Source organism: Halomonas sp. THAF12 (genome assembly GCF_009363675.1).
GTDB classification, from domain to species: Bacteria; Pseudomonadota; Gammaproteobacteria; order Pseudomonadales; family Halomonadaceae; genus Halomonas; species Halomonas smyrnensis.
Map to the genome: position 1 here is coordinate 2,297,293 of NZ_CP045399.1, position 20,056 is coordinate 2,317,348.

Here is a 20,056-nt window from a genome sequence, read left to right on the forward strand (position 1 = left end):
CATGCGCGCACTGGACCTGGAGGTGGTCGAGGCCGCGCGGCGCTGGCACGCCGAGGGGCATGACCTCTGGTGGTGCACGGTGCTCTCGACCTTCGGCTCGGCGCCGCGCGAACCGGGCGCCCTGCTGGTCGCCCGGGCCGACGGCCGCCATGTGGGCTCGCTGTCCGGCGGCTGCGTGGAGGAGGATTTCCTGGAGCGGCTCGCGGCGGGCGACTTCCGCGCGCCGGCCCAGGTCATCGCCTACGGCGACGGTGCCGATGCGCTGCACGGCAGCCGGGTGAGCCTGCCCTGCGAGGGGCGGCTCGAGGTGCTGATCGAGCACTGGCCGGCCGGCGCCGCCTCGGTGGCCGACGAGCTCGAGGCCTACGCCGAGGCGCTGCAGGGCGGCCAGCTGCTGGAGCGCCGCGTGGCCCTCGACGACGGCGAGAGCCACTGGCAGGTGGCGGCGGCCATGGGGCCGGGAGTGGTCCGCGACGAGCAGGCGGTGCGCCTTCATGTCGGCCCCGCCGCGCGGCTGCTGGTCGCCGGCCTCTCGCCGGTCAGCCAGTTCTGCGTGCAGTTCGGCCTGGCGCTGGGCTTCGAGGTGATAGTGTGCGATCCGCGTCCCGAGACCTGGGAAGGCATCGAGCTCGGCGGCGCCCACGGCCACCGCGAGCTGCCGAGCGAGTTCCTGCGCCGCGAGGGGGCGCACCGCATGACGGCGGTGGTCGCCGTCACCCACGACCCGCGCCTGGACGACCTGACCATGCTCGAGGCCGTGCGCGGCGAGGCCTTCTACATCGGCGTCATGGGCTCCCGGCGCACTTCGGAGAAACGCGCCGAGCGCCTCAGGCGCAGCGGCGGCATCGACGAGGCGTCCCTCGCACGCATCCACATGCCGATCGGACTGGATCTCGGCAGCAAGACACCGGCCGAGATCGCCCTGGCGACGGTGAGCGACATCGTGCGGGTGATGCGCGGCAAGTGACAGCCACTCACGCGAACGAGCGCGCATCAACGAACGAGGCCCCGCTTGGCGGGGCCTTGTTCGTTCCGGCGCGGATCGAGCGGTCTTGCGCTGGTGGCCCGCTTACGTCGTGGCGCGCCTGGCCGGCGCCAGCTCGTCGCCGGAGCCCTCGAAGTGGGTCTCGATGCTGCGGCTGCGGCTCAGCTGTTCGGCGCGGGCTTCTTGCATGGCCTGGCTGTCGCCGTTGACCCGCTCGGCCTCGAACGTCACGGACGGTGCCTGATGGCTCGGGGCGGCGACCGGCTGCTGGTTCAGCTGCAGGGCGCGCTGGGTGGCGTTGTCACCGGCCTGGGCGGCCAGCGGCAGTGCGGCAATCAGCAGTGCGGAAAAGGTTAGCTTGGTATTCATGGATGCGTCTCCTCCATAGTGTTAAACGCGTGTCAGGTGGCGTCAGTCAGGCCCGCCCCGGCGCTATCTCGGGAAAGGGCCTTGTCTGGGTCAGGACCTCTCAGGTGGTGGCCTGCTTGGCCGGCGCCAGCTCGTCGCCGGAAACCTCGAAGCGCGTCTCGATGCTGCGGCTGCGGCTCAGCTGCTTGGCGCGGGCCTCTTGCATGGCCTGGCTGTCGCCGTTGACCTGCTCGGCCTCGAACGTCACGGACGGGGCCTGCTGGCTCTGGGCGGCAATCGGCTGCTGGTTCAGCTTCAGGGCGCGCTGGGTGGCGTTGTCATCGGCCTGGGCGGCCAGCGGCAGTGCGGCGATCAACAGCGCGGAAAGGGTCAGCTTGGTGTTCATGTGGGATCTCCTGTGAATCGGCATTCGTGTGAAGAGCTTTGCTGTCTGACTAGTTGTTAGTCAGCTTAAATTCCAACTCTTACGAACAAAAGCGGCTTAATTCGAAATATATTTTCGAATTTATAGAAAGGAATAGCGTCTCCACGCGCCGAGCCAGCTCGGACGCGTCACAGCGAAGGGAGGAAAGAACGGCAGAATAAGACCGGCACCGAGCAGACCACGCCTCCCGCCCTGCCTGCGCAGGAGCGCCGGCGGAAGGATCGGGTCAGAGGCCTGAGGGCGACGATCGACCAGGCGCCGGAGCCCATCACCCTCTCGCTACCTTGTGCCAGAAGGGGCATCAGCGACTGGCATCGGCGCCGCCCTGTGCCGAGGCCTCGAGGGCGTGCCCGGAGAACGCCTTGACGTCCTCCGTCAGGGACACGCGGCGCGTCGTTCGATGCACCAGCCGCACTCCCGGGGTGTCCTCCCACTTGCGGATCCGGGCACTGGCCAGCGCGGGTGAGCCCCGACTTTCCGCCCCGCGCGACGGATGTGGTGGGTCGAGGCGAGGCCGAGAAAGAGCTTGAGATGGCCGTGATTCATCGCCCACTTTCAACAAAAGCAAAAAAGTGATTGTGAATCACCCTGGGTTATAAACCATGAGCACCGCAATTACTCTTCTCTCGGTGATCCAACGAGAGGACGTTTCCCCATGAAAGCGATGCTGATCCACGAGTTTGGTGGTCCCGAGGTCTTCGAGCCCGCCGAGCTGCCCACGCCCCAGGCGGCCCCCGGTCAGGTGCTGGTGCGCGTCGCCGCCACCAGCGTCAACACCGTCGACACCATGATCCGCCAGATGGGGCCCGAGCTGCCCCTCTCCCCCGCGACACCCGCCCTGCTGGGCATGGACTTCGCCGGCACGGTGGAAGCCGTGGGAGAAGGCGTCGGCGGTTTCACGGTAGGCGACGAGGTGTACGGCTGCGCCGGTGGCCTGGCCGACCTGCCCGGGGCCCTGGCCGAATACATGGCGGCCGATGCCCGCCTGATCGCCCACAAGCCCGCCACCCTGAGCATGGCGGAGGCCGCGGCGCTGCCGCTGGTCGGCATCACCGCCTATGAGGGGCTGATGCGCGCCGGCATCGGCCAGGGCAAGACGGTGCTGGTGCACGGGGGCGCAGGCGGCGTCGGCCATGTCGCCGTGCAGCTCGCTCGTCATTTCGGCGGGCGCGTCTCGGCCACCGTCGGACGCGATGAGCATCATGCGCTGGTCGAGTCGCTGGGTGCCCGGTCGATCGACTACAGGGCGCAGCCCGTGGCCGACTATGTCGCCGGACACACCGGCGGCGCCGGCTTCGACATCGTCTTCGACTCGGTGGGCGGCGCCAACCTGGCCAACTCCTTCGAGGCCGCGGCGCTGAACGGCCAGGTCGCCACGACCGTGTCGATGCTCGAACTGGATCTCAACGCCGCGCACTTCAAGGGACTCTCGCTGCACGTGGTGTTCATGCTGATCCCCATGCTGCACGACCACCAGCGCGAGACCCACGGCCGCATCCTCGGCGAGCTCGCCGCGATCGTCGACGCCGGTGGCCTCAAGCCGCTGCTGGATTCGCCGCGCTACCCGCTGGACCGGGTCGGCGAGGCCCATGCCCGCCTCGCCAGCGGCCAGGCGACCGGCAAGGTCGTGGTGGAGATCTGAGTCGCCACCTGCCGGTGGGCGTGCCCCCGGCCATCGCCACGGGCGCCTCGAGGGCACCATGGACATGCTGCCGAAACCGGCATCGTGCCGGCTGCCGCTGATCGTGACGGGCGGTAGCCAGCAGAGCCCGGTGTGGATCGCCGGCCATGGCGATGGCTGGATGCTCTTCCGCCTACGCTCAGAGCAAGCTGGCCCTCACCATGTGGTCGCGCCACCTGGCCATGACGCTGAACGACCGGGCCCCGGCCATCATCGCCATCAACCCGGGCTCCCTGCTCGGCAGCAAGATGGTGAAAGAGGGCTTCGGTGTCGCGGGCAACGACCTCCAGATCGGCGCGGACATCCTGGTCCGTGCAGCGCTCGACGCCGAGTTCTCGAAGGCCAATGGGCGATACTTCGACAACGACGCCAAGCGCTTCGCGTCGCCCCATGCCGATGCACTGAACGCCGAGACATGCATGAGGATCGTGGCGACCATCGACGGCATGACGGGCTGCACGCCCAGGCCGGCCAGCGAATGACAGGACGCGCCGGCCCCCTCCGTGGCGAAACGGAGCGGGCCGGCGCGTTATGGGCTGCCGCTGAGTGCGAGCCGGATCAACTCAGGTGATTGACCTCCTGCAGGCCATAGACGGGCGTGGGAATGCCCTCCTGACGGGCCTTGAGCTGCAGCGCCAGGTAGTGGGAGTAGTGGCGGGACTGATGCAGGTTGCCGCCGTGGAACCACAACGCCTGCTGCTGGGTCGGCTTCCACATGTTGCGTAGCTCGCCCTCCCAGGGCCCTGGGTCCTTGGGCGTGTCGGAACCGAGTCCCCAGCACTTGCCGACCTTGTCGGCGACGTCCTGGGAAATGATCCGGGCCGCCCAGCCGTTCATCGAGCCGTAGCCGGTGGCGTAGACGATCAGGTCCGCGGGCAGCTCCGAGCCGTCGGTCAGGGTCACCGAGTGCGGGTTGATGCGCTCGATGCTCACGCCGCTGCGCAGCTTGATGTCGCCGTTGGCCACCAGCTCGCAGGCGCCCACGTCGATGTAGTAGCCGGAGCCGCGACGCAGGTACTTCAGGAACAGCCCCGAGTCGTCGGCGCCGAAGTCGAGCAGGAAGCCGGCCGCCTCGAGCCGGCGATAGAAGTCGGCGTCGCGCTCGCGGATGGCATCGAAGGCCGGACGCTGGAAGTCCGGCAGCACCTTGTAGGGAATCGAGGCGAAGATCAGGTCGGCCTTGTGATGGTCGATGCCGTTCTGCAGCGCCTGCTCGGAGTACAGCGGCCCCAGCGCCTCTTCCATCAGCGAGTCGGACTTCACCACGTGGGTGGAGGAACGCTGCAGCATGGTCACGTCGGCGTCGTGCTCCCACAGCGCCGCGCAGATGTCGTGGGCGGAGTTGTTGGCGCCCACCACCACGACCCTCTTGCCGCGATAGGCATCCGGCCCCGGGTGCTGGCTGGAGTGCTGCTGCTCGCCCTCGAAGGTCTCGGCACCGGGGAACTGCGGCACGTTGGGCATGCCGGACATGCCGGTGGCCAGCACCAGCTGCTTCGGCCGCAGGGTCACGCGCTCGCCGTCGCGATTGACCTCGACCACCCACTCGCCGCTGGCCTCGTCGAAGCGCGCGCTCTCGCACTCGGTGGAGTTCCAGTAGTTGAGCTCCATCACCTTGGTGTACATCTCCAGCCAGTCGCCGACCTTGTCCTTCGGCGCGAACACCGGCCAGTTGTCCGGGAAGGGAAGGTAGGGCATGTGGTCGTACCAGACCGGATCGTGCAGGCACAGCGACTTGTAGCGGTTGCGCCAGGAGTCCCCCGCCCGCGGATTCTTCTCGATCACGATGGTCGGCACGTTCATCTGCCGCAGGCGCGCCGCCAGGCCGATGCCGCCCTGACCGCCGCCGATGATCACGCAGTAGGGCTGACGCTCGTAGCCAAGCTCGGCCTCCTCGCGCTGGCGGGCCTCCAGCCAGGTCTCGCGTGCCTTGTTGGCGCCGTGTTCGGCGCCCATGGGACGCTTGAGGCCGCTGGGCTCGGGGAAGTCCCTGAGCTCGCTCATGACGGTCAGCAGCGTCCAGCAGCGGCCGTCCTTCAGGCGCAGCAGGCCCTTGCCCCGCGCCTCGGCGGTCTCGAAGGTGAACCAGGCCTCGACGACGCCACCGGCCTCGCTGGCCTCGCCGTCCAGCTGCCAGTTCGAGGGCGCGACGCGATCCAGTGTCGCATCGAGCATCGACTGGATCTCGTCCGGGCCTTCCAGCGTCTTGAGGTTCCAGGTGAAGGCGACCAGGTCGCGCCAGTAGCATTCCTCGCCGAACAGCGAGAGCACCCGGGCGATATCGCGGCGCGTCAGGGCGGCATCGAAGTCATCGAGCCATTGCCGGGCGATCTGAGTGGGCGTGCGTGCGGTCATGGCGTCTCTCCGCTTGTTATTGGTGATGTGTGATCGTTATCGGGTCACGCCCCCAGTCACTGGCAGCATTCGTGCCAGATCGTCATGTATAGATAGCAAGGCACTGATAAAAAAGATAAAAGCTCAACCATCACGCGCCGGATCGACACGCCAGTGCACGGCGCGATGTCACAGCTGTACCCCGTACGCCGTGACAGCCCGCGTTACACCTGTCACCCCCGACCAAGGGCGAAGCCCGCGCCGATTGACGCCCGCGCCCAGCGGCATAGGCTGAACGGAGCGCATCGACACATCACAACAACATCACAAGAGCCGCCATCAGGCGGCCCGAGCGGAGGCAGCCTTGGCTCTGCAACCCGAGAAACGCCAGCACATCCGGACCCTGATGCGGCTGGGCGAAGGCCGCGACGCCGGCCCTGCCGAACACCGCGACGTCATTCGCCGCTCCTGGCAGCGCTGTCTGGGCGAGTATCGGCTCGATCCCTGCCACCCGCGGCCGGTGCGGGTGCTCACCCAGCAGGCGCTGCGCGACCACCAGGAATCGGTGGACGAGCTGCTGCACGTGGCCCGCGCCGGGGTCGATCGCCTCTACGGCCAGGTCGCCCGGCTCGGCTACGCGCTGCTGCTCACCGACCGGCGCGGCATCACCGTGGCCTTTCGCGGCCAGTCCGAGCAGGACCGGGCCCTGCGCCGTGCCGGGCTCTACCTGGGCGCCGACTGGGACGAACGCCACGCCGGCACCTGTGCGGTGGGCACCTGCCTGCACGACGGCCAGGCCATCACCTGCCACCAGGGCGAACACTTCGACGCCACCCACATCGACCTGACCTGCACGGCGGCGCCGATCACCGATCCCCAGGGCCGGGTGATGGCGGTGCTGGACATCTCCGCCCTGCAGTCGCCGCGCACCCAGGAGAGCCAGACCTTCGCCCTGTCGCTGGTCAACCTGCACGCGCGGATGATCGAGGACGCCTACTTCCTGCACCGCTACCGGGACAGCCTGATCCTGCGCTTCGACAGCGCCCGGGAATTCGTGCACCTGAACGGCCGCGGGCTGATCGCCATACAGGAGGACGGCAGCCTGATCGCCGCCAATCACGAGGGCCGCGCCCTGATCGACGCCCACCTGCGCCGCTGGCCGCCCTGGTCGGCGGCCTGCCTGCCCGGCGCCACCCAGCTGTTCGACGCCGAGCTCGGCGACCTCTTGGGCATTCCGGCCGCGGGCGAGGATCAGATCCGCGCGTTTCGCGCCCGGGCCAACGACGCGACCTGCTTCGTCACCCTGCTCGAGCCGCGCGGCCGCCCGCCGAAGGCCACCACCACGGCGGCCCCGCGCGATGCCTCGGTGCCGGCGCTGGACCGGCTCGCCGCCGACGATCCCGCGATGCACCGCCTGCTCAAGCTGGCCCGGCGGCTGCGCAACGAGACCGTGAGCGTGCTGATCCGCGGCGAGACGGGCACCGGCAAGGAGGTGCTGGCCCGCGCCCTGCACGACAGCGGTCCGCGGGCCCAGGCGCCCTTCGTGGCGGTGAACTGCGCGGCCATTCCCGAAGCGCTGATCGAGAGCGAGCTGTTCGGCTATCTGCCCGGTGCCTTCACCGGGGGGCGGCCCAAGGGCATGCGCGGGCTGATCCAGCAGGCCGACGGCGGCACCCTGTTCCTCGACGAGATCGGCGACATGCCGCTGACGCTGCAGACCCGCCTGCTGCGCGTGCTGGCCGAGCGCGAGGTGATGCCGCTGGGCGCCGAGACGCCGGTCAGGGTCGACATCCGCGTGGTCACCGCCACCCACCGCGACGTGACCGAGCTGATCCGTGCCGGCGACTTCCGCGAGGACCTCTACTACCGTCTCAACGGCGCCGAACTGCGCCTGCCCGCGCTGCGCGAGCGCGCCGACCGGCACTACGTGATTCGCCGCGTCCACGACGAGCTCCAGGCCGAACGCGGCCAGTCACACCATTTGCGCGCCGACGCCATGAGCGCGCTGCTGGCCCACGACTGGCCGGGCAATATCCGCCAGCTCAGAAACGCGCTGGCCTTCGCCATGGCCACCGCGGAGGGCGACGAGATCACCCTTCACGACCTGCCCGAGGCCTGCCACGGCGCCGCCGGGCCCACCACCCTCACGGCACCGGCGTCGCTTGGCTCGGCACCCAGCTCGGCATCTGCCGCGCCCTCGGCGGACGGCCAGGCGCTGCTCGAGCTGCTCAGGCGCTCGGCCTGGAACATCAGCCAGGTCGCCCGCCAGCTCGGCGTCTCGCGCCCCACCGTCTATCGCCGCATGCGCCGCCACGGCCTGGTGGCGCCCAATCACCGGCCCGTCTCGTAGGGCACCAGGGCGGCGGATGCTCCCCTGCTTCCGCCGCCTCCCGCTTGCGCCGACTCGCTGCGCCAACTCACTCCGCCCCCTCGCCGACCTTCACTCCGGTTCTTCCTGATGCCGTCCGGCTTCTATGCTCAAGGCAGGGCTCTTCTCGATCACGGCTCTTCACTATCGCCATCCTGCACGATCACGACCTTGGTCTAGGCCCCAAAGGCTGCACTTTACGTTAACGTCAACCAATCCTAGGCTGGACCAGAACAGCCGAGCACTCGAATGCTCCCGGACCGACACACAACGAACGGAGATCGCCGCCATGCACGCCCCCTATACCCCCCTCGACTTCGGCCTCGACGACGAGCTCAACATGCTGCGCGATCACGTCAACGCCTTCGCCCGCGACGAGATCGCCCCGCGCGCCGCCGAGATCGACGCGAACAACGCCTTCCCCGCCGACCTGTGGCGGAAGTTCGGCGACATGGGCCTGCTCGGCATCACCGTGCCCGAAGAGGACGGCGGCGCCGGCATGGGCTATCTCGCCCACTGCATCGCCATGGAGGAGATCTCCCGCGCCAGCGCCTCGGTGGGGCTCTCCTACGGGGCCCACTCCAACCTGTGCGTGAACCAGCTCAAGCTCAACGGCTCGGCCTCCCAGAAGGCGAAGTACCTGCCGAGGCTGATCAGCGGCGAGCACGTGGGGGCGCTGGCCATGTCCGAGCCGGGGGCCGGCTCCGACGTGGTGTCCATGAAACTGCGCGCCCGCCAGGAAGGCGACCGCTTCATCCTCGACGGCAACAAGATGTGGATCACCAACGGCCCCGACGCCGACGTGCTGGTGGTCTACGCCAAGACCGATCCCGACGCCGGCTCCAAGGGCATCACCGCCTTCATCATCGAGAAGGACATGCCCGGCTTCTCCACCGCCCAGAAGCTCGACAAGCTCGGCATGCGCGGCTCCAACACCTGCGAGCTGGTGTTCCAGGGCTGCGAGGTGCCGGCCGAGAACGTGCTCGGCGAGGTCAACAAGGGCGCGCGGGTGCTGATGAGCGGGCTCGACTTCGAGCGCACCGTGCTGGCCGCCGGCCCCATCGGCATCATGCAGGCCGCCATGGACGTGGTGGTGCCCTATATCCACGAGCGCAGGCAGTTCGACCAGGCCATTGGCGAGTTCCAGCTGGTCCAGGGCAAGGTGGCCGACATGCTCACCACCCTGAACGCCTGCCGCGCCTATCTCTACGCCGTGGCCGGCGCCTGCGACCGGGGCCACACCTCACGCAAGGACGCCGCCGGCGTGATCCTCTACTGCGCCGAGAAGGCCACCCAGGTGGCGCTGGACGCCATCCAGCTGCTCGGCGGCAACGGCTACATCAACGAATACCCCACCGGGCGGCTGCTGCGCGACGCCAAGCTCTACGAGATCGGCGCCGGCACCAGCGAGATTCGCCGCATGCTGATCGGCCGCGAGGTCTTCAACGAATCCGCTTGAGGGGATGGCGGCGCTCATCCCGCTAGTTCATCGGTGAGGTACTGAAGGAGCCATTGATGGCCATTCTGAACACCCAGATCAATCCGCGCAGCGAGGGCTTCCAGGCCAACGACGCGGCGATGCGCGCCGAGGTCGGCAAGCTGCGCGAGCTGACCGCCGCCATCGCCCAGGGCGGCGGCGAGAAGGCGCGCCAGCGCCACGAGGCCCGCGGCAAGCTGTTCGTGCGTGACCGCATCGACCACCTGCTCGACGAGGGTTCGCCGTTCCTCGAGCTCTCGGCGCTGGCCGCCCACGAGGTCTACGACGACCCGGTGCCCGCCGCCGGCGTGGTCACCGGCATCGGCCGCGTCTCGGGCGTGGAGTGCGTGATCGTCGCCAACGACGCCACGGTCAAGGGCGGCACCTACTTCCCGCTGTCGGTGAAGAAGCACCTGCGCGCCCAGGAGGTCGCCCGCAAGCACCGCCTGCCGTGCCTCTATCTCGTCGACTCCGGCGGCGCCTTCCTGCCGCGCCAGGACGAGGTCTTCCCCGACCGCGACCACTTCGGCCGCATCTTCTACAACCAGGCCACGCTCTCCGCCGAGGGCATCCCGCAGATCGCCGTGGTGATGGGCTCGTGCACCGCCGGCGGCGCCTACGTGCCGGCCATGGCCGACGAATCGATCATCGTCCGCGAGCAGGGCACCATCTTCCTCGGCGGCCCGCCGCTGGTGAAGGCCGCCACCGGCGAGTCGATCAGCGCCGAGGACCTGGGCGGCGCCGACGTCCACGCCCGCATCAGCGGCGTGGCCGACCACTACGCCGAGAACGACGCCCACGCCCTGCAGCTGGCCCGGCGCTGCGTGGCCCGGCTCAACTGGCAGAAGCGCGGCCGGCTCGCCATGCAGGCCTCGAAACCGCCGCGCCTCGACCCCGAGGAGCTCTACGGCATCGTCGGTACCGACCTGAAGAAGCCCTTCGACGCCCGCGAGGTGATCGCCCGGCTGGTCGACGACTCGGCCTTCGACGAGTTCAAGCGCGACTACGGCGACACCCTGGTCACCGGCTTCGCGCACCTGCACGGCCATCCGGTGGGCATCGTCGCCAACAACGGCGTGCTGTTCTCGGAGAGCGCGCTCAAGGGCGCGCACTTCATCGAGCTCTGCGCCCAGCGCAAGATCCCGCTGATCTTCCTGCAGAACATCACCGGTTTCATGGTCGGCTCGAAGTACGAACACGAGGGCATCGCCAAGCACGGCGCCAAGCTGGTCACCGCCGTGGCCTGCGCCAGGGTGCCCAAGTTCACCGTGCTGATCGGCGGCAGCTTCGGCGCCGGCAACTACGGCATGTGCGGCCGCGCCTACGACCCCAACCTGCTGTTCATGTGGCCCAACGCGCGCATCTCGGTGATGGGCGGCGAGCAGGCCGCCGGGGTGCTGGCCCAGGTCAAGCGCGAGCAGTTCGAGCGCGACGGCAGCGAGTGGAGCGCCGACGACGAGGACGCCTTCAAGCAGCCGATCCGCGACCAGTACGAGCACCAGGGCCACCCCACCTACGCCAGCGCCCGGCTGTGGGACGACGGCGTGATCGACCCGGCCCAGACCCGCGACGTGCTGGGCCTGTCGCTGGCCGCCGCCATGAACGCGGACGTCGAAGACACGCGCTTCGGCGTGTTCCGGATGTGAGGGAGATCGCCATGCACACCGACACCGAATCCCGCCCCCCGATGTGCCACCTCGAGATCGACGACCGCGGCGTGGCCCGGCTGACCCTCGACCGCCCCGAGGTCCACAACGCCTTCGACGACCACCTGATCGGCGAGCTCAACGACCACCTGCGCCGCGCCGGCGAGCTCGCCCACCGCGGCGAGGTGCGCCTGCTGGTGCTGGCCTCGAAAGGCAGGAACTTCTCCGCCGGCGCTGATCTGCACTGGATGAAGCGCATGGCCGACTACGACTTCGAGGACAACCTGGCCGACGCCCGCGAGCTCTCGGCGCTGATGCACGGCCTCGACACCCTGCCCTGCCCGACCGTGTGCCGCGTGCAGGGCGCGGCCTTCGGCGGCGCCGTCGGCCTGGCCGCCTGCTGCGACATCGTCGTCGCCTCCGAGAAGGCCCGCTTCTGCCTCTCCGAGGTCCGGATCGGCCTGTCGCCGGCGGTGATCAGCCCCTACGTGCAGCGTGCCATCGGCGAGCGGCAGCTGCGCCGCTACGCCCTGACCGCCGAGGTCATCGACGCCGCCACCGCCCAGAAGCTGGACCTCGCCCACTGCGTGGTCGAGCCCGACGCCCTGGACGCCACCGTAGACGCCATGATCGACACCCTGCTGGCCACCTCGCCCCAGGCCAGCCGCGCCACCAAGGCGCTGCTGGCCGAGGTCGCCCGCGAGCCCGACAGCAACGCCACCCGCGACCACACCTGCCGCATCATCAGCGAGCTGCGGGTGAGCCACGAGGGCCAGGAAGGCCTGGCCAGCTTCTTCGAAAAACGCCGCCCCGCCTGGGCCCCGGATTCCGACACGGAGCGCCATTCATGAGTCCCACGCCCCCTTCCGCCCCGCGCTTCGACACCCTGCTGGTCGCCAACCGCGGCGAGATCGCCTGCCGCGTGATGCGCACCGCGCGGCGCATGGGCCTGCGCACGGTGGCGGTCTACTCCGACGCCGATGCGGGCGCCCGCCACGTGCGCGAGGCCGACGAGGCCGTGCGCCTGGGCCCGGCCGCCGCCCGCGAGAGCTACCTGAACGTGGAGGCGGTGATCGAGGCCGCGCGGCGCACCGGCGCCGGCGCCATCCACCCCGGCTACGGTTTCCTGTCCGAGAACGGCGCCTTCGTCGAGGCGCTGGAGGCCGCCGGCATCGTCTTCGTCGGCCCGCCCGCCCCGGCCATCGCCGCCATGGGCGACAAGTCCGCCGCCAAGGCGCGCATGCAGGACGCCGGCGTGCCGCTGGTGCCCGGCTACCACGGCGAGAACCAGGACGACGCCCTGCTGTTTGATGAGGCCGGGCGCATCGGCTATCCGGTGCTGCTCAAGGCCAGCGCCGGCGGCGGCGGCAAGGGCATGCGCGTGGTCGAGAACGACGGCGAGTTCCAGGCCGCGCTGGACGGCTGCCGCCGCGAGTCGAAGGCCGCCTTCAATGATGACCGCATGCTGATCGAGAAGTACCTGGTGCAGCCGCGCCACGTGGAGGTCCAGGTGTTCTGCGACCGCCACGGCAACGGGGTCTACCTGTTCGAGCGCGACTGCAGCGTGCAGCGCCGCCACCAGAAGGTGCTCGAGGAGGCGCCCGCGCCGGGCATGACCGAGGCGCTGCGCCGCGAGATGGGCGAGGCCGCGGTGCGCGCCGCCCGCGAGATCGGCTACGTGGGGGCCGGCACCGTCGAATTCCTGCTGGATGCGGATCGCTCGTTCTACTTCATGGAGATGAACACCCGCCTGCAGGTGGAGCACCCGGTCACCGAGATGATCACCGGCCAGGACCTGGTCGAGTGGCAGCTGCGCGTGGCCATGGGCGAGCGGCTGCCGCTGGCCCAGGACGAGCTGACGATCGGCGGCCACAGCTTCGAGGCGCGGCTCTACGCCGAGGATCCGGCGCAGGACTTCCTGCCCGCCACCGGCACCCTGAGCCGCTTCGCCCTGGACCTCGCCGGTGCCGGGCTGGAGGCCGACAAGGTCAGGCTCGACAGCGGCGTGGAGAGCGGCGATGCCGTGTCGATGCACTACGATCCGATGCTCGCCAAGCTGATCGTGCACGGCGACGACCGCGCCCAGGCCCTGGCCACCCTCAACCGCGCCCTGGCGGCGCTGGACGTGCGCGGCGTGGTCACCAACCGCGCCTTCCTCCAGCGACTGGCCGGCCATCCGGCCTTCCGCGCCGCCGAGCTCGACACACGCTTCATCGAGCGCCACGAGGCCACCCTGTTCGCCGCGCGCGAGACCGCGCCGGAGGAATACGCCGCCGCGGCGCTGATCGGCCTGCATCAGCTGGCCCGGGAGTGCGAGAGCGACTCGCCCTGGGACCGCCACGACGGCTTCCGCCTGAACGCGCCCCACACCATCCGCATCGCCCTGTGCGCGCCCGAGCATGCCACGGACGAGGACGACGCCGAGCGCGTGACGGTGGTCGAGGGCCGGCGCGAGCGCGAATCCGCCCCCTGGCAGCTGAGCCTGAACGGCCAGACGTTCGAGGCTACCCTCGAGCCGCTCGAGGGCGACGCCGTGGCGGTGACCATCGACGGCCACCGCCGCCGACTTCAGGCACGGCTCGTGGGCGAAGGTGGGGAGCGCAACGTGGTGGTGATGGTCGACCCGATGCGCGAGACCCGCCTTTATTGGCGGCGCATCGACGCCATCGACCAAGGCCAGCGCGAGGCCGAGTCCACCCTCACCGCGCCCATGCACGGCACCGTGGTGGCATTGCTGGCCGAGGCCGGCAGCCGAGTCGAGAAAGGCATGCCGCTGATGGTGATGGAGGCCATGAAGATGGAGCACACCCTGGCCGCCCCCGCCGACGGCCACGTGGCATGCTTCCACTTCGCCGCCGGCGACACCGTCGGCCAGGGCGACGTGCTGCTGGAATTCGCGCCGGAGGAGTAAGCCATGACATTCCCCACTCACGTTCGCCTGGTCGAGGTCGGCCCCCGCGACGGGCTGCAGAACGAGCCCGAGGCGATCGACACCGGCACCAAGCTGGCCCTGATCGACCGCCTGGGCGCGGCGGGCATCACCCACATCGAGGCGGCGAGTTTCGTCTCCCCCAAATGGGTGCCGCAGATGGCCGACCACCGCGAGGTGATGCACGGCCTGCGCCGCCACCAGGGCGTGACCTACTCCGCCCTCACGCCCAACCTCAAGGGCCTGGAAACCGCACTGGAGTGTGGCGTCGACGAGGTCGCGGTGTTCGGCGCCGCCTCCGAGGCGTTCTCGCGGAAGAACATCAACTGCTCGGTGGCCGAGTCGCTCGAGCGCTTCGCCCCGGTGCTGGAGCGCGCCCGCGAAGCCAACGTCCGCGTGCGCGGCTACGTCTCCTGCGTGCTCGGCTGCCCCTACGAGGGCGAGATCGCCCCCGCCAGGGTGGCCGAGGTATCGAAGGCCCTGTTCGACATGGGCTGCTACGAGGTCTCGCTGGGCGACACCATCGGCACCGGCACCCCGCTCAAGGCCAAGCGCATGCTGGAAGCCGTGGCCCGCGAGGTACCGATCGAGCGGCTCGGCGCCCATTTCCACGACACCTACGGCCAGGCGCTGGCCAACCTCTACGCCGTGCTCGAGGAGGGCATCGCGGTGATCGACAGCTCCGTGGCCGGGCTCGGCGGCTGCCCGTATGCGAAGGGTGCCTCCGGCAACGTGGCAAGCGAGGACGTGGTCTACCTGCTCAACGGCCTCGGCATCGAACACGGCGTCGACCTCGAGAAGCTCGCCGCCACCGGCAGCTGGATCACCCGCGCCATCGACCGGCCCAACCGCTCCAAGGCAGGCGTGGCGCTAGCCGCGAAGTAAGCGCCCCAACCGCCGCGCCCAAAACGACACGCCCCCGAACCGGATAAACGGCTCGGAGCTTTGCTTGTCAGGCGGAAGAGGCCCCGCTGTGCGCAAGCGCCGACGGCGTCCGGCACCCCACGATGGCCGGGGCCTCCTGGATCAGCGCTTCATCTTCGAGCGCCGCCACCATGAAGCGGGCGAAATCCACCCGGCGGGTGAGGTTGCTGGCGAGGATGGGATCGCCGACATGCCGGGACCACACCGGCAGGCCCTGGCTCTCGCCCTCCTCAAGATCGATGCCCCGCACGACGGTCCAGCGGGTATCGTTTTCGAACACGCGCCGGCAGGTCTCGACCTGATCATCCAGGTCCGCGAAGCGGGTCAGGCGCGCGAGCCAGCCGAAGACCGCCACGACGGCCTTGAACCTCCAGGGGTAGACGTCCTGGCCATCGCGGGAGATATGCCAGCCACAGGAAAAGACGAGGCGCGCCCCCGGCCGGGCGTGGTCGAGCACCGCCTGAGCGGTTCCTGTCGCGTACTGCTGAACGCCCCAGGGCACCAGCACCGTCAGCACACCGTCGCAGCCGGCGACCGCCTGCTTGATCACCGCCGGATCGTTCGTCGCGCCGGGCACGATCGTCATGCGTCCCTCGAAGGCGGCGAGCTTCCCCACGCTCTTCTCGCGACACACCCCGACCACCTCGTAGCCCCGGTCAAGCGCCTGCTGCACCATGTACCGCCCCAGCTTGCCCGACGCCCCGACAATGCAGACCTTCATGACCTCATGCCTCCCCTCACCCTGCCTGGCCCATGATGCCGGATGACCTGGACCGGGTGCCCCCACAAGGCGGTCCGCCAGTACGTCACCCGCCGGGACGCCGGTCACCAAGACGGTCGTCCCTCAGGCCTGCAAATAGTCATCACAGACGTCCAAGGTGTGGATCGTCCTTGATTGAACCAGGCACTCGCGCATTTTCTGACGAGACAACAGATACCGCTCGTCTGTTACATCCTTGTCCTTCTCCCACTGCTCACGGCTTGGCCATTGGGCGTAGCCAACCAGAACACTCGGGTTATCGGTTCTATGCAGCCTGGAGCCCAGGCTGCCACAGTGATGGTAAATCGCTTTGGTCACTTCCAGCCACGCTTCGCGAAATTCCGCTTCTTTGCCATCCTTGATCTCGAACTCATACATGGCCACGAACATGATCTTTCCTCCCATCGTGGTCGTTTTTCCATGCTTCCAGGACGGTCAAGGCGGCTTTCTCGCCGTGGACGCCGGTGCCGTCGGCCAGATCGCTGGAGGCCCATCATACCGCGTCCATCACCGCGGCCATGATGCGGCCCGAGGAGGTGCGCCGGGCACCGTGGCGGGTCTCGGGACACGGCGCGCCGCCCACTGCCCGAGCCATACCGAAGCGAGCACGATCACCGCACCGACGGCCTGCAGCGGGCTCAGCCTCTGGTCCAGCAGCATCCACCCGAGTGCCACCGCGGTCAACGGGCTCATCATCCCGAGCATCGAGACCGCCGCCGTCTCGATGCGGGCGACACCGCGAAACCACAGGAAATAGGTCAGGGCGGCACCGATCAACCCGAGGTAGCCAAGGCCCACGAGATGGGTCGTTGTCAGCGGGGGCAGCGCGGGTTCGCCGAGCCAGGCCAGCGGCGCCAGCAGCAGGCCGCCCGCCGTCAGCTGCCAGGCGGTGAAGGTCAGCGGCGAGACCGGTGGCTGCCACTTGCGGCTGAGCACCGTGCCGGCCGCCATCGATAGGGCACCGCCGAGACCTGCCGCCACGCCGAGCGTGTCCAGCTCGGCGGCCGGGCTGAGCACCAGCAGGGCGACCCCGCCGACACCGGCCATCGCCGCCATGACCGACAGCGTCATGATCGGCGTGCCCAGCAGACCGCGCGCCAGGATCAACACGCACAGTGCCTGCAGCGAGCCCAGGGTGGCCGCGACGCCACCCGGTAGCCGATAGGCCGCCAGGAACAGCAGGGTCCAGAAGATCGCGAAGTTGAAGGCGCCGAGCAGCAGCACCCTCCCCCACCACTCCCTCCCTGGCAGCCGGCGGACCAGCAACAGCAGCAGCAGGCCGGCAGGCAGGGCGCGAAGCACGGCCAGGGTGATCGGATAGCCCTGGGGCAAGAGCTCGCTGGTGACGATATAGGTGCTGCCCCAGACGGCGGGCGCCAGGGCAGTGAGCAAAAGGTCGGTCAAGCGGTTCATGGCGATGCCTCGCATCGGCTAGGGCGCCGGGCTCCAGGGGAAGGTCAGCCCGGTGCAGGAGATCAGGAGGTGAGCCCGGAGGAAACGAGCCGCAGGTTGTCGAGTAGCTGCGCGCGCAGGCTCTCCAGCGAGCCATTGACCAGCCGTTGTCCCGTCTCGCGCACGATCACCGTGGGCACCACGCTGACCCGCAGTTGCCGGGCCAGGCGCTGATCGGCCTGGACGGCCTCGAGCGTTGCCGGGTCTTCCATCAGCCGCGTGAAGGCATGGGTACCGAACCCCGCTTCCCGGGCGATGGACCTGAGCACCCTGGGGTCCGCGACGTTTCGGGCCTCGCTGAGGTGGGCGACCTGGATGGCATCGAACATCTGCCAGTGGCCCGCCTGGCCGGCCAGGTACTGCGCGGCCTGGCAGGCCAGCGCCCCGGGCAAGCCATGGGGATAGTCAAAGGGAGCCCGACGCATGCCCTCGATGTTGAAGCGCTCTGGTGCCTCACTGGCTTCCCGGCAGGCCGCCCAGTGGTCGAGGATCGTCGCCTTGGCCTGGCCCATGGAGCCGAACACCTCCACCATGCGCGCCGGGCTGTCCTGCAGGACGAAGGTACGGTGGCGGATATTAAGCTCGAACTCCTCGGCCAGCCGATGCAGCCGCGGCGACAGGTTGAAGCACCAGCCGCAGACGACATCGTGGAAGAAGTCGAGGGTGAGTGAGGGAGTGGGCGAGAGGGTCATCAGGCGTTTACCTCCTCGGTGGACTGAGAGGTGAAGGTCGAGATGTCCCGGCTGGCGACCAGGCGTGCGGCGATCTCGGCCACGTGGCGTCCCTGGAAGCGGGCCCCGGCCAGCTCCGTCTCGCTGGGCTGGCGCGAGCCGTCCCCGCCGGCCACGGTACCGGCGCCATAGGGCGAGCCGCCGACGATCTCGTCGTGCCGCGTCTGGCCCGCGAAGGTGTAGGGCAGCCCGGCGATCAGCATGCCGAAATGCAGCAGGGGCACCTGGGTGGAGAGCACCGCCGCCTCATGGCCGCCGTGCTGCGAGCCGGTGGAGGTGAAGACGGCGCCCACCTTGCCGACCAGGGCATTGCGGGCCCAGAGCCCGCCGGCCTGATCGATGAACTGCTTCATCTGCGCGGCCATGTTGCCGAAGCGCGTCGGCGTGCCAAGGATGATGGCGTCGTAATCGGGCAGGTCTTCGACCCGGGCCTCCGGGGTGTCGTCGACGATCTGGCCTGCCGCCTGGCGCACCGCCGCCGATACCGTCTCGGGGACACGGCGGAGGTCGGCCTGTACCCCGGGAAGGCTGCGCGCGCCTTCGGCTTCTGCCTCGGCGAGGGAGCGGATATGGCCGTAGCTGGAGTAGTAGAGAACGAGAACGCGGGTCATGGTGAGCCTCTCTATTTCGCATGGGTAACGAAACAGAGCATGAGGCAGCATGAGAAGGAGAATAAGCGGCAAAAAGGAACGACATTCTTTACTCAAAATAAAGAATATCAGGGAGTCAGGGGCGGCGTAAGAGATCAGCTCCCTAGCCGTTCCTTGAGATGGTCGAGGAAGGCCAGGGTCTTGGCGTCGGTGCCCAGACGCGAGGCGGTGACGGCATAGACCTGTCGGGTCGGGAGCTCGAAGGCGGGCAGCACGCGCACCAGCTGGCCGGCCGCCTCGGCCGGATCGGAGATGAAGTCCGGCAGGGCGCCGATGCCCTGGCCGGCGATCAGCATATCCCGCAGCATCAGGCTGCTCCCGACCTCCAGGCGCGCGGAGCAAGGCACCCTTACCGCGCCCTCGGGCCCTCGCAGCGGCCAGTGGTGGGCATCGTCCGCCAACAGGTAGCTCACCGCCTCGTGGTCGGCGAGCTCCTCCGGTATCTGCGGAGTCCCGTGGGCCGCCAGGTAGGCCGGGCTGGCGAACAGCCGCTGGTGCACCGGCGCGATGCGGCGTGCGATCAGGCTCGAGTCCGGCAGGATGGCGCGTACCCGGATCGACAGATCGAAGCCGCCCTCGACCATGTCGATCACGCGATCCTCGAGGGCCAGCGACACCTCGACCTCCGGGTAGCGCTCCATGAAGCCGGGCAGCAGCGGCGACAGCACCATCAGGCCGAAGGACTGAGGCGCATTGATGCGCAGCCGTCCCCGCACGCGATCGGTATGCTCTCGCACCCTTTCCTCGACCTGTTCGACCTCCTCCAGCAGGCGACGACTCTCCTCGTAGTAGAGGCGACCCTGCTCGGTCAGGGACATTCGGCGGGTGGTGCGGGTGAGCAGCGTGCAGCCCAGGTGCCGTTCCAGGCGCTTGGTGTCGCGGCTCAAGAGCCCGGGAGAAATGCCGAGATCCTCCGCCGCCCTGGCGAAGCTGCCACGTTCCACGATGCGGCAAAAGGCCCTCATGACCGCCAATCTGTCCAAGGTGTGACTCCGTAAATGCTGCGGGAAAATAGGCACGATCTGCCTCTGCGGACAGAGACGGCCAGCGGGGAGATCCTGTGGTCACCGGATCATGCCTCATGCCCGCCGCTGTTCACAGGGAGCAGGCGGTTACTACTTGAGCTTGAGGGTCGGATGCCGCCGCTGCGCGGCGCCGGGCTACGCGCCATCGACCGGCCCAACCGCTCCAAGGCGGGCGTGGCGCTGGCCTCTCGGTAGGCTCGCGACGAGGCCGCGCCAGAACGCAGAAGCCCCGAGCCGGTTGACCGGCTCGGGGCTTTAGTGGCGCTTCGGCGCGCGAGCCCGCCGGGCTCTGTGCGGAAAC

At 69.1% G+C, this 20,056-nt stretch carries 19 protein-coding genes; 9 read left to right on the forward strand and 10 right to left on the reverse strand.

Features of this window, described 5'->3' with window-relative positions; all coding sequences use genetic code 11:
* The first annotated feature begins 1 nt into the window (after position 1).
* Positions 2 to 967 (forward strand): XdhC family protein, encoded by a 966-nt coding sequence (locus tag FIU88_RS10555; protein ID WP_152479197.1) that lies wholly within the window; start codon positions 2 to 4, stop codon positions 965 to 967.
* Positions 968 to 1,069: 102 nt separating this feature from the next.
* Here FIU88_RS10555 and FIU88_RS10560 read toward each other — a convergent pair whose 3' ends face one another.
* The 3 genes from FIU88_RS10560 to FIU88_RS19575 form a co-directional block, all read right to left on the reverse strand.
* A complete protein-coding gene (locus FIU88_RS10560) occupies positions 1,070 to 1,354 on the reverse strand; it encodes a hypothetical protein (RefSeq protein ID WP_152479198.1) in 285 nt (94 codons plus the stop codon).
* A gap of 100 nt (positions 1,355 to 1,454) precedes the next feature.
* Positions 1,455 to 1,739: a hypothetical protein gene (locus tag FIU88_RS10565; protein WP_152479199.1), complete on the reverse strand. Its 285-nt coding sequence runs from the start codon at positions 1,737 to 1,739 to the stop codon at positions 1,455 to 1,457.
* A gap of 340 nt (positions 1,740 to 2,079) precedes the next feature.
* Positions 2,080 to 2,331 (reverse strand): LysR family transcriptional regulator, encoded by a 252-nt coding sequence (locus tag FIU88_RS19575; protein WP_367613885.1) that lies wholly within the window; start codon positions 2,329 to 2,331, stop codon positions 2,080 to 2,082.
* Between the two features lie 102 nt (positions 2,332 to 2,433).
* On the opposite strand from FIU88_RS19575, the gene FIU88_RS10570 reads away from it, so the two are divergent.
* Positions 2,434 to 3,420: a zinc-dependent alcohol dehydrogenase family protein gene (locus tag FIU88_RS10570; RefSeq protein WP_152479200.1), complete on the forward strand. Its 987-nt coding sequence runs from the start codon at positions 2,434 to 2,436 to the stop codon at positions 3,418 to 3,420.
* Between the two features lie 221 nt (positions 3,421 to 3,641).
* Positions 3,642 to 3,941, forward strand: a complete 300-nt coding sequence (locus tag FIU88_RS10575; RefSeq protein ID WP_253742504.1) for a hypothetical protein — start codon at positions 3,642 to 3,644, stop codon at positions 3,939 to 3,941.
* 76 nt (positions 3,942 to 4,017) lie between these two features.
* On the opposite strand, the gene FIU88_RS10580 is transcribed toward FIU88_RS10575, so the two are convergent.
* Positions 4,018 to 5,814, reverse strand: a complete 1,797-nt coding sequence (locus FIU88_RS10580) for an NAD(P)/FAD-dependent oxidoreductase (protein WP_152479201.1) — start codon at positions 5,812 to 5,814, stop codon at positions 4,018 to 4,020.
* Positions 5,815 to 6,199: 385 nt separating this feature from the next.
* Between FIU88_RS10580 and FIU88_RS10585 the strand changes: the two genes are divergently transcribed.
* The 6 genes from FIU88_RS10585 to FIU88_RS10610 all read left to right on the forward strand — a co-directional run bounded on the left by FIU88_RS10585 (position 6,200) and on the right by FIU88_RS10610 (position 15,098).
* Complete coding sequence (locus tag FIU88_RS10585) at positions 6,200 to 8,143, forward strand: sigma-54-dependent Fis family transcriptional regulator (RefSeq protein WP_152480207.1); 1,944 nt, start codon at positions 6,200 to 6,202, stop codon at positions 8,141 to 8,143.
* Positions 8,144 to 8,450: 307 nt separating this feature from the next.
* Positions 8,451 to 9,620, forward strand: coding sequence for an isovaleryl-CoA dehydrogenase (locus tag FIU88_RS10590; protein WP_016855339.1), 1,170 nt, complete (start codon positions 8,451 to 8,453; stop codon positions 9,618 to 9,620).
* Positions 9,621 to 9,676: 56 nt separating this feature from the next.
* Positions 9,677 to 11,284, forward strand: a complete 1,608-nt coding sequence (locus FIU88_RS10595) for a carboxyl transferase domain-containing protein (RefSeq protein ID WP_152479202.1) — start codon at positions 9,677 to 9,679, stop codon at positions 11,282 to 11,284.
* A 41-nt stretch (positions 11,285 to 11,325) separates the two neighbouring features.
* On the forward strand, positions 11,326 to 12,135 hold the full coding sequence (locus tag FIU88_RS10600) for an enoyl-CoA hydratase-related protein (protein WP_152480208.1): 810 nt from the start codon (positions 11,326 to 11,328) through the stop codon (positions 12,133 to 12,135).
* Complete coding sequence (locus tag FIU88_RS10605) at positions 12,132 to 14,195, forward strand: acetyl/propionyl/methylcrotonyl-CoA carboxylase subunit alpha (RefSeq protein WP_152479203.1); 2,064 nt, start codon at positions 12,132 to 12,134, stop codon at positions 14,193 to 14,195. The genes FIU88_RS10600 and FIU88_RS10605 overlap by 4 nt, the downstream gene beginning before the upstream one ends.
* A gap of 3 nt (positions 14,196 to 14,198) precedes the next feature.
* Complete coding sequence (locus FIU88_RS10610; RefSeq protein ID WP_152479204.1) at positions 14,199 to 15,098, forward strand: hydroxymethylglutaryl-CoA lyase; 900 nt, start codon at positions 14,199 to 14,201, stop codon at positions 15,096 to 15,098.
* Between the two features lie 67 nt (positions 15,099 to 15,165).
* On the opposite strand, the gene FIU88_RS10615 is transcribed toward FIU88_RS10610, so the two are convergent.
* The 6 genes from FIU88_RS10615 to FIU88_RS10640 all read right to left on the reverse strand — a co-directional run bounded on the left by FIU88_RS10615 (position 15,166) and on the right by FIU88_RS10640 (position 19,695).
* On the reverse strand, positions 15,166 to 15,858 hold the full coding sequence (locus tag FIU88_RS10615) for an NAD(P)-dependent oxidoreductase (RefSeq protein ID WP_152479205.1): 693 nt from the start codon (positions 15,856 to 15,858) through the stop codon (positions 15,166 to 15,168).
* Between the two features lie 123 nt (positions 15,859 to 15,981).
* Positions 15,982 to 16,287, reverse strand: a complete 306-nt coding sequence (locus FIU88_RS10620) for an antibiotic biosynthesis monooxygenase (RefSeq protein ID WP_172977708.1) — start codon at positions 16,285 to 16,287, stop codon at positions 15,982 to 15,984.
* 117 nt (positions 16,288 to 16,404) lie between these two features.
* Positions 16,405 to 17,310, reverse strand: a complete 906-nt coding sequence (locus FIU88_RS10625; RefSeq protein WP_152479207.1) for an EamA family transporter — start codon at positions 17,308 to 17,310, stop codon at positions 16,405 to 16,407.
* 62 nt (positions 17,311 to 17,372) lie between these two features.
* The gene (locus FIU88_RS10630; protein WP_152479208.1) at positions 17,373 to 18,041 is read right to left on the reverse strand and encodes a DsbA family protein; all 669 of its coding nucleotides are present in this window, start codon (positions 18,039 to 18,041) and stop codon (positions 17,373 to 17,375) included.
* On the reverse strand, positions 18,041 to 18,691 hold the full coding sequence (gene wrbA, locus FIU88_RS10635; RefSeq protein WP_152479209.1) for an NAD(P)H:quinone oxidoreductase: 651 nt from the start codon (positions 18,689 to 18,691) through the stop codon (positions 18,041 to 18,043). Before wrbA ends, FIU88_RS10630 begins: the two co-directional genes overlap by 1 nt.
* A 134-nt stretch (positions 18,692 to 18,825) precedes the next feature.
* On the reverse strand, positions 18,826 to 19,695 hold the full coding sequence (locus tag FIU88_RS10640) for a LysR family transcriptional regulator (RefSeq protein ID WP_152479210.1): 870 nt from the start codon (positions 19,693 to 19,695) through the stop codon (positions 18,826 to 18,828).
* Positions 19,696 to 20,056 lie beyond the last annotated feature (361 nt).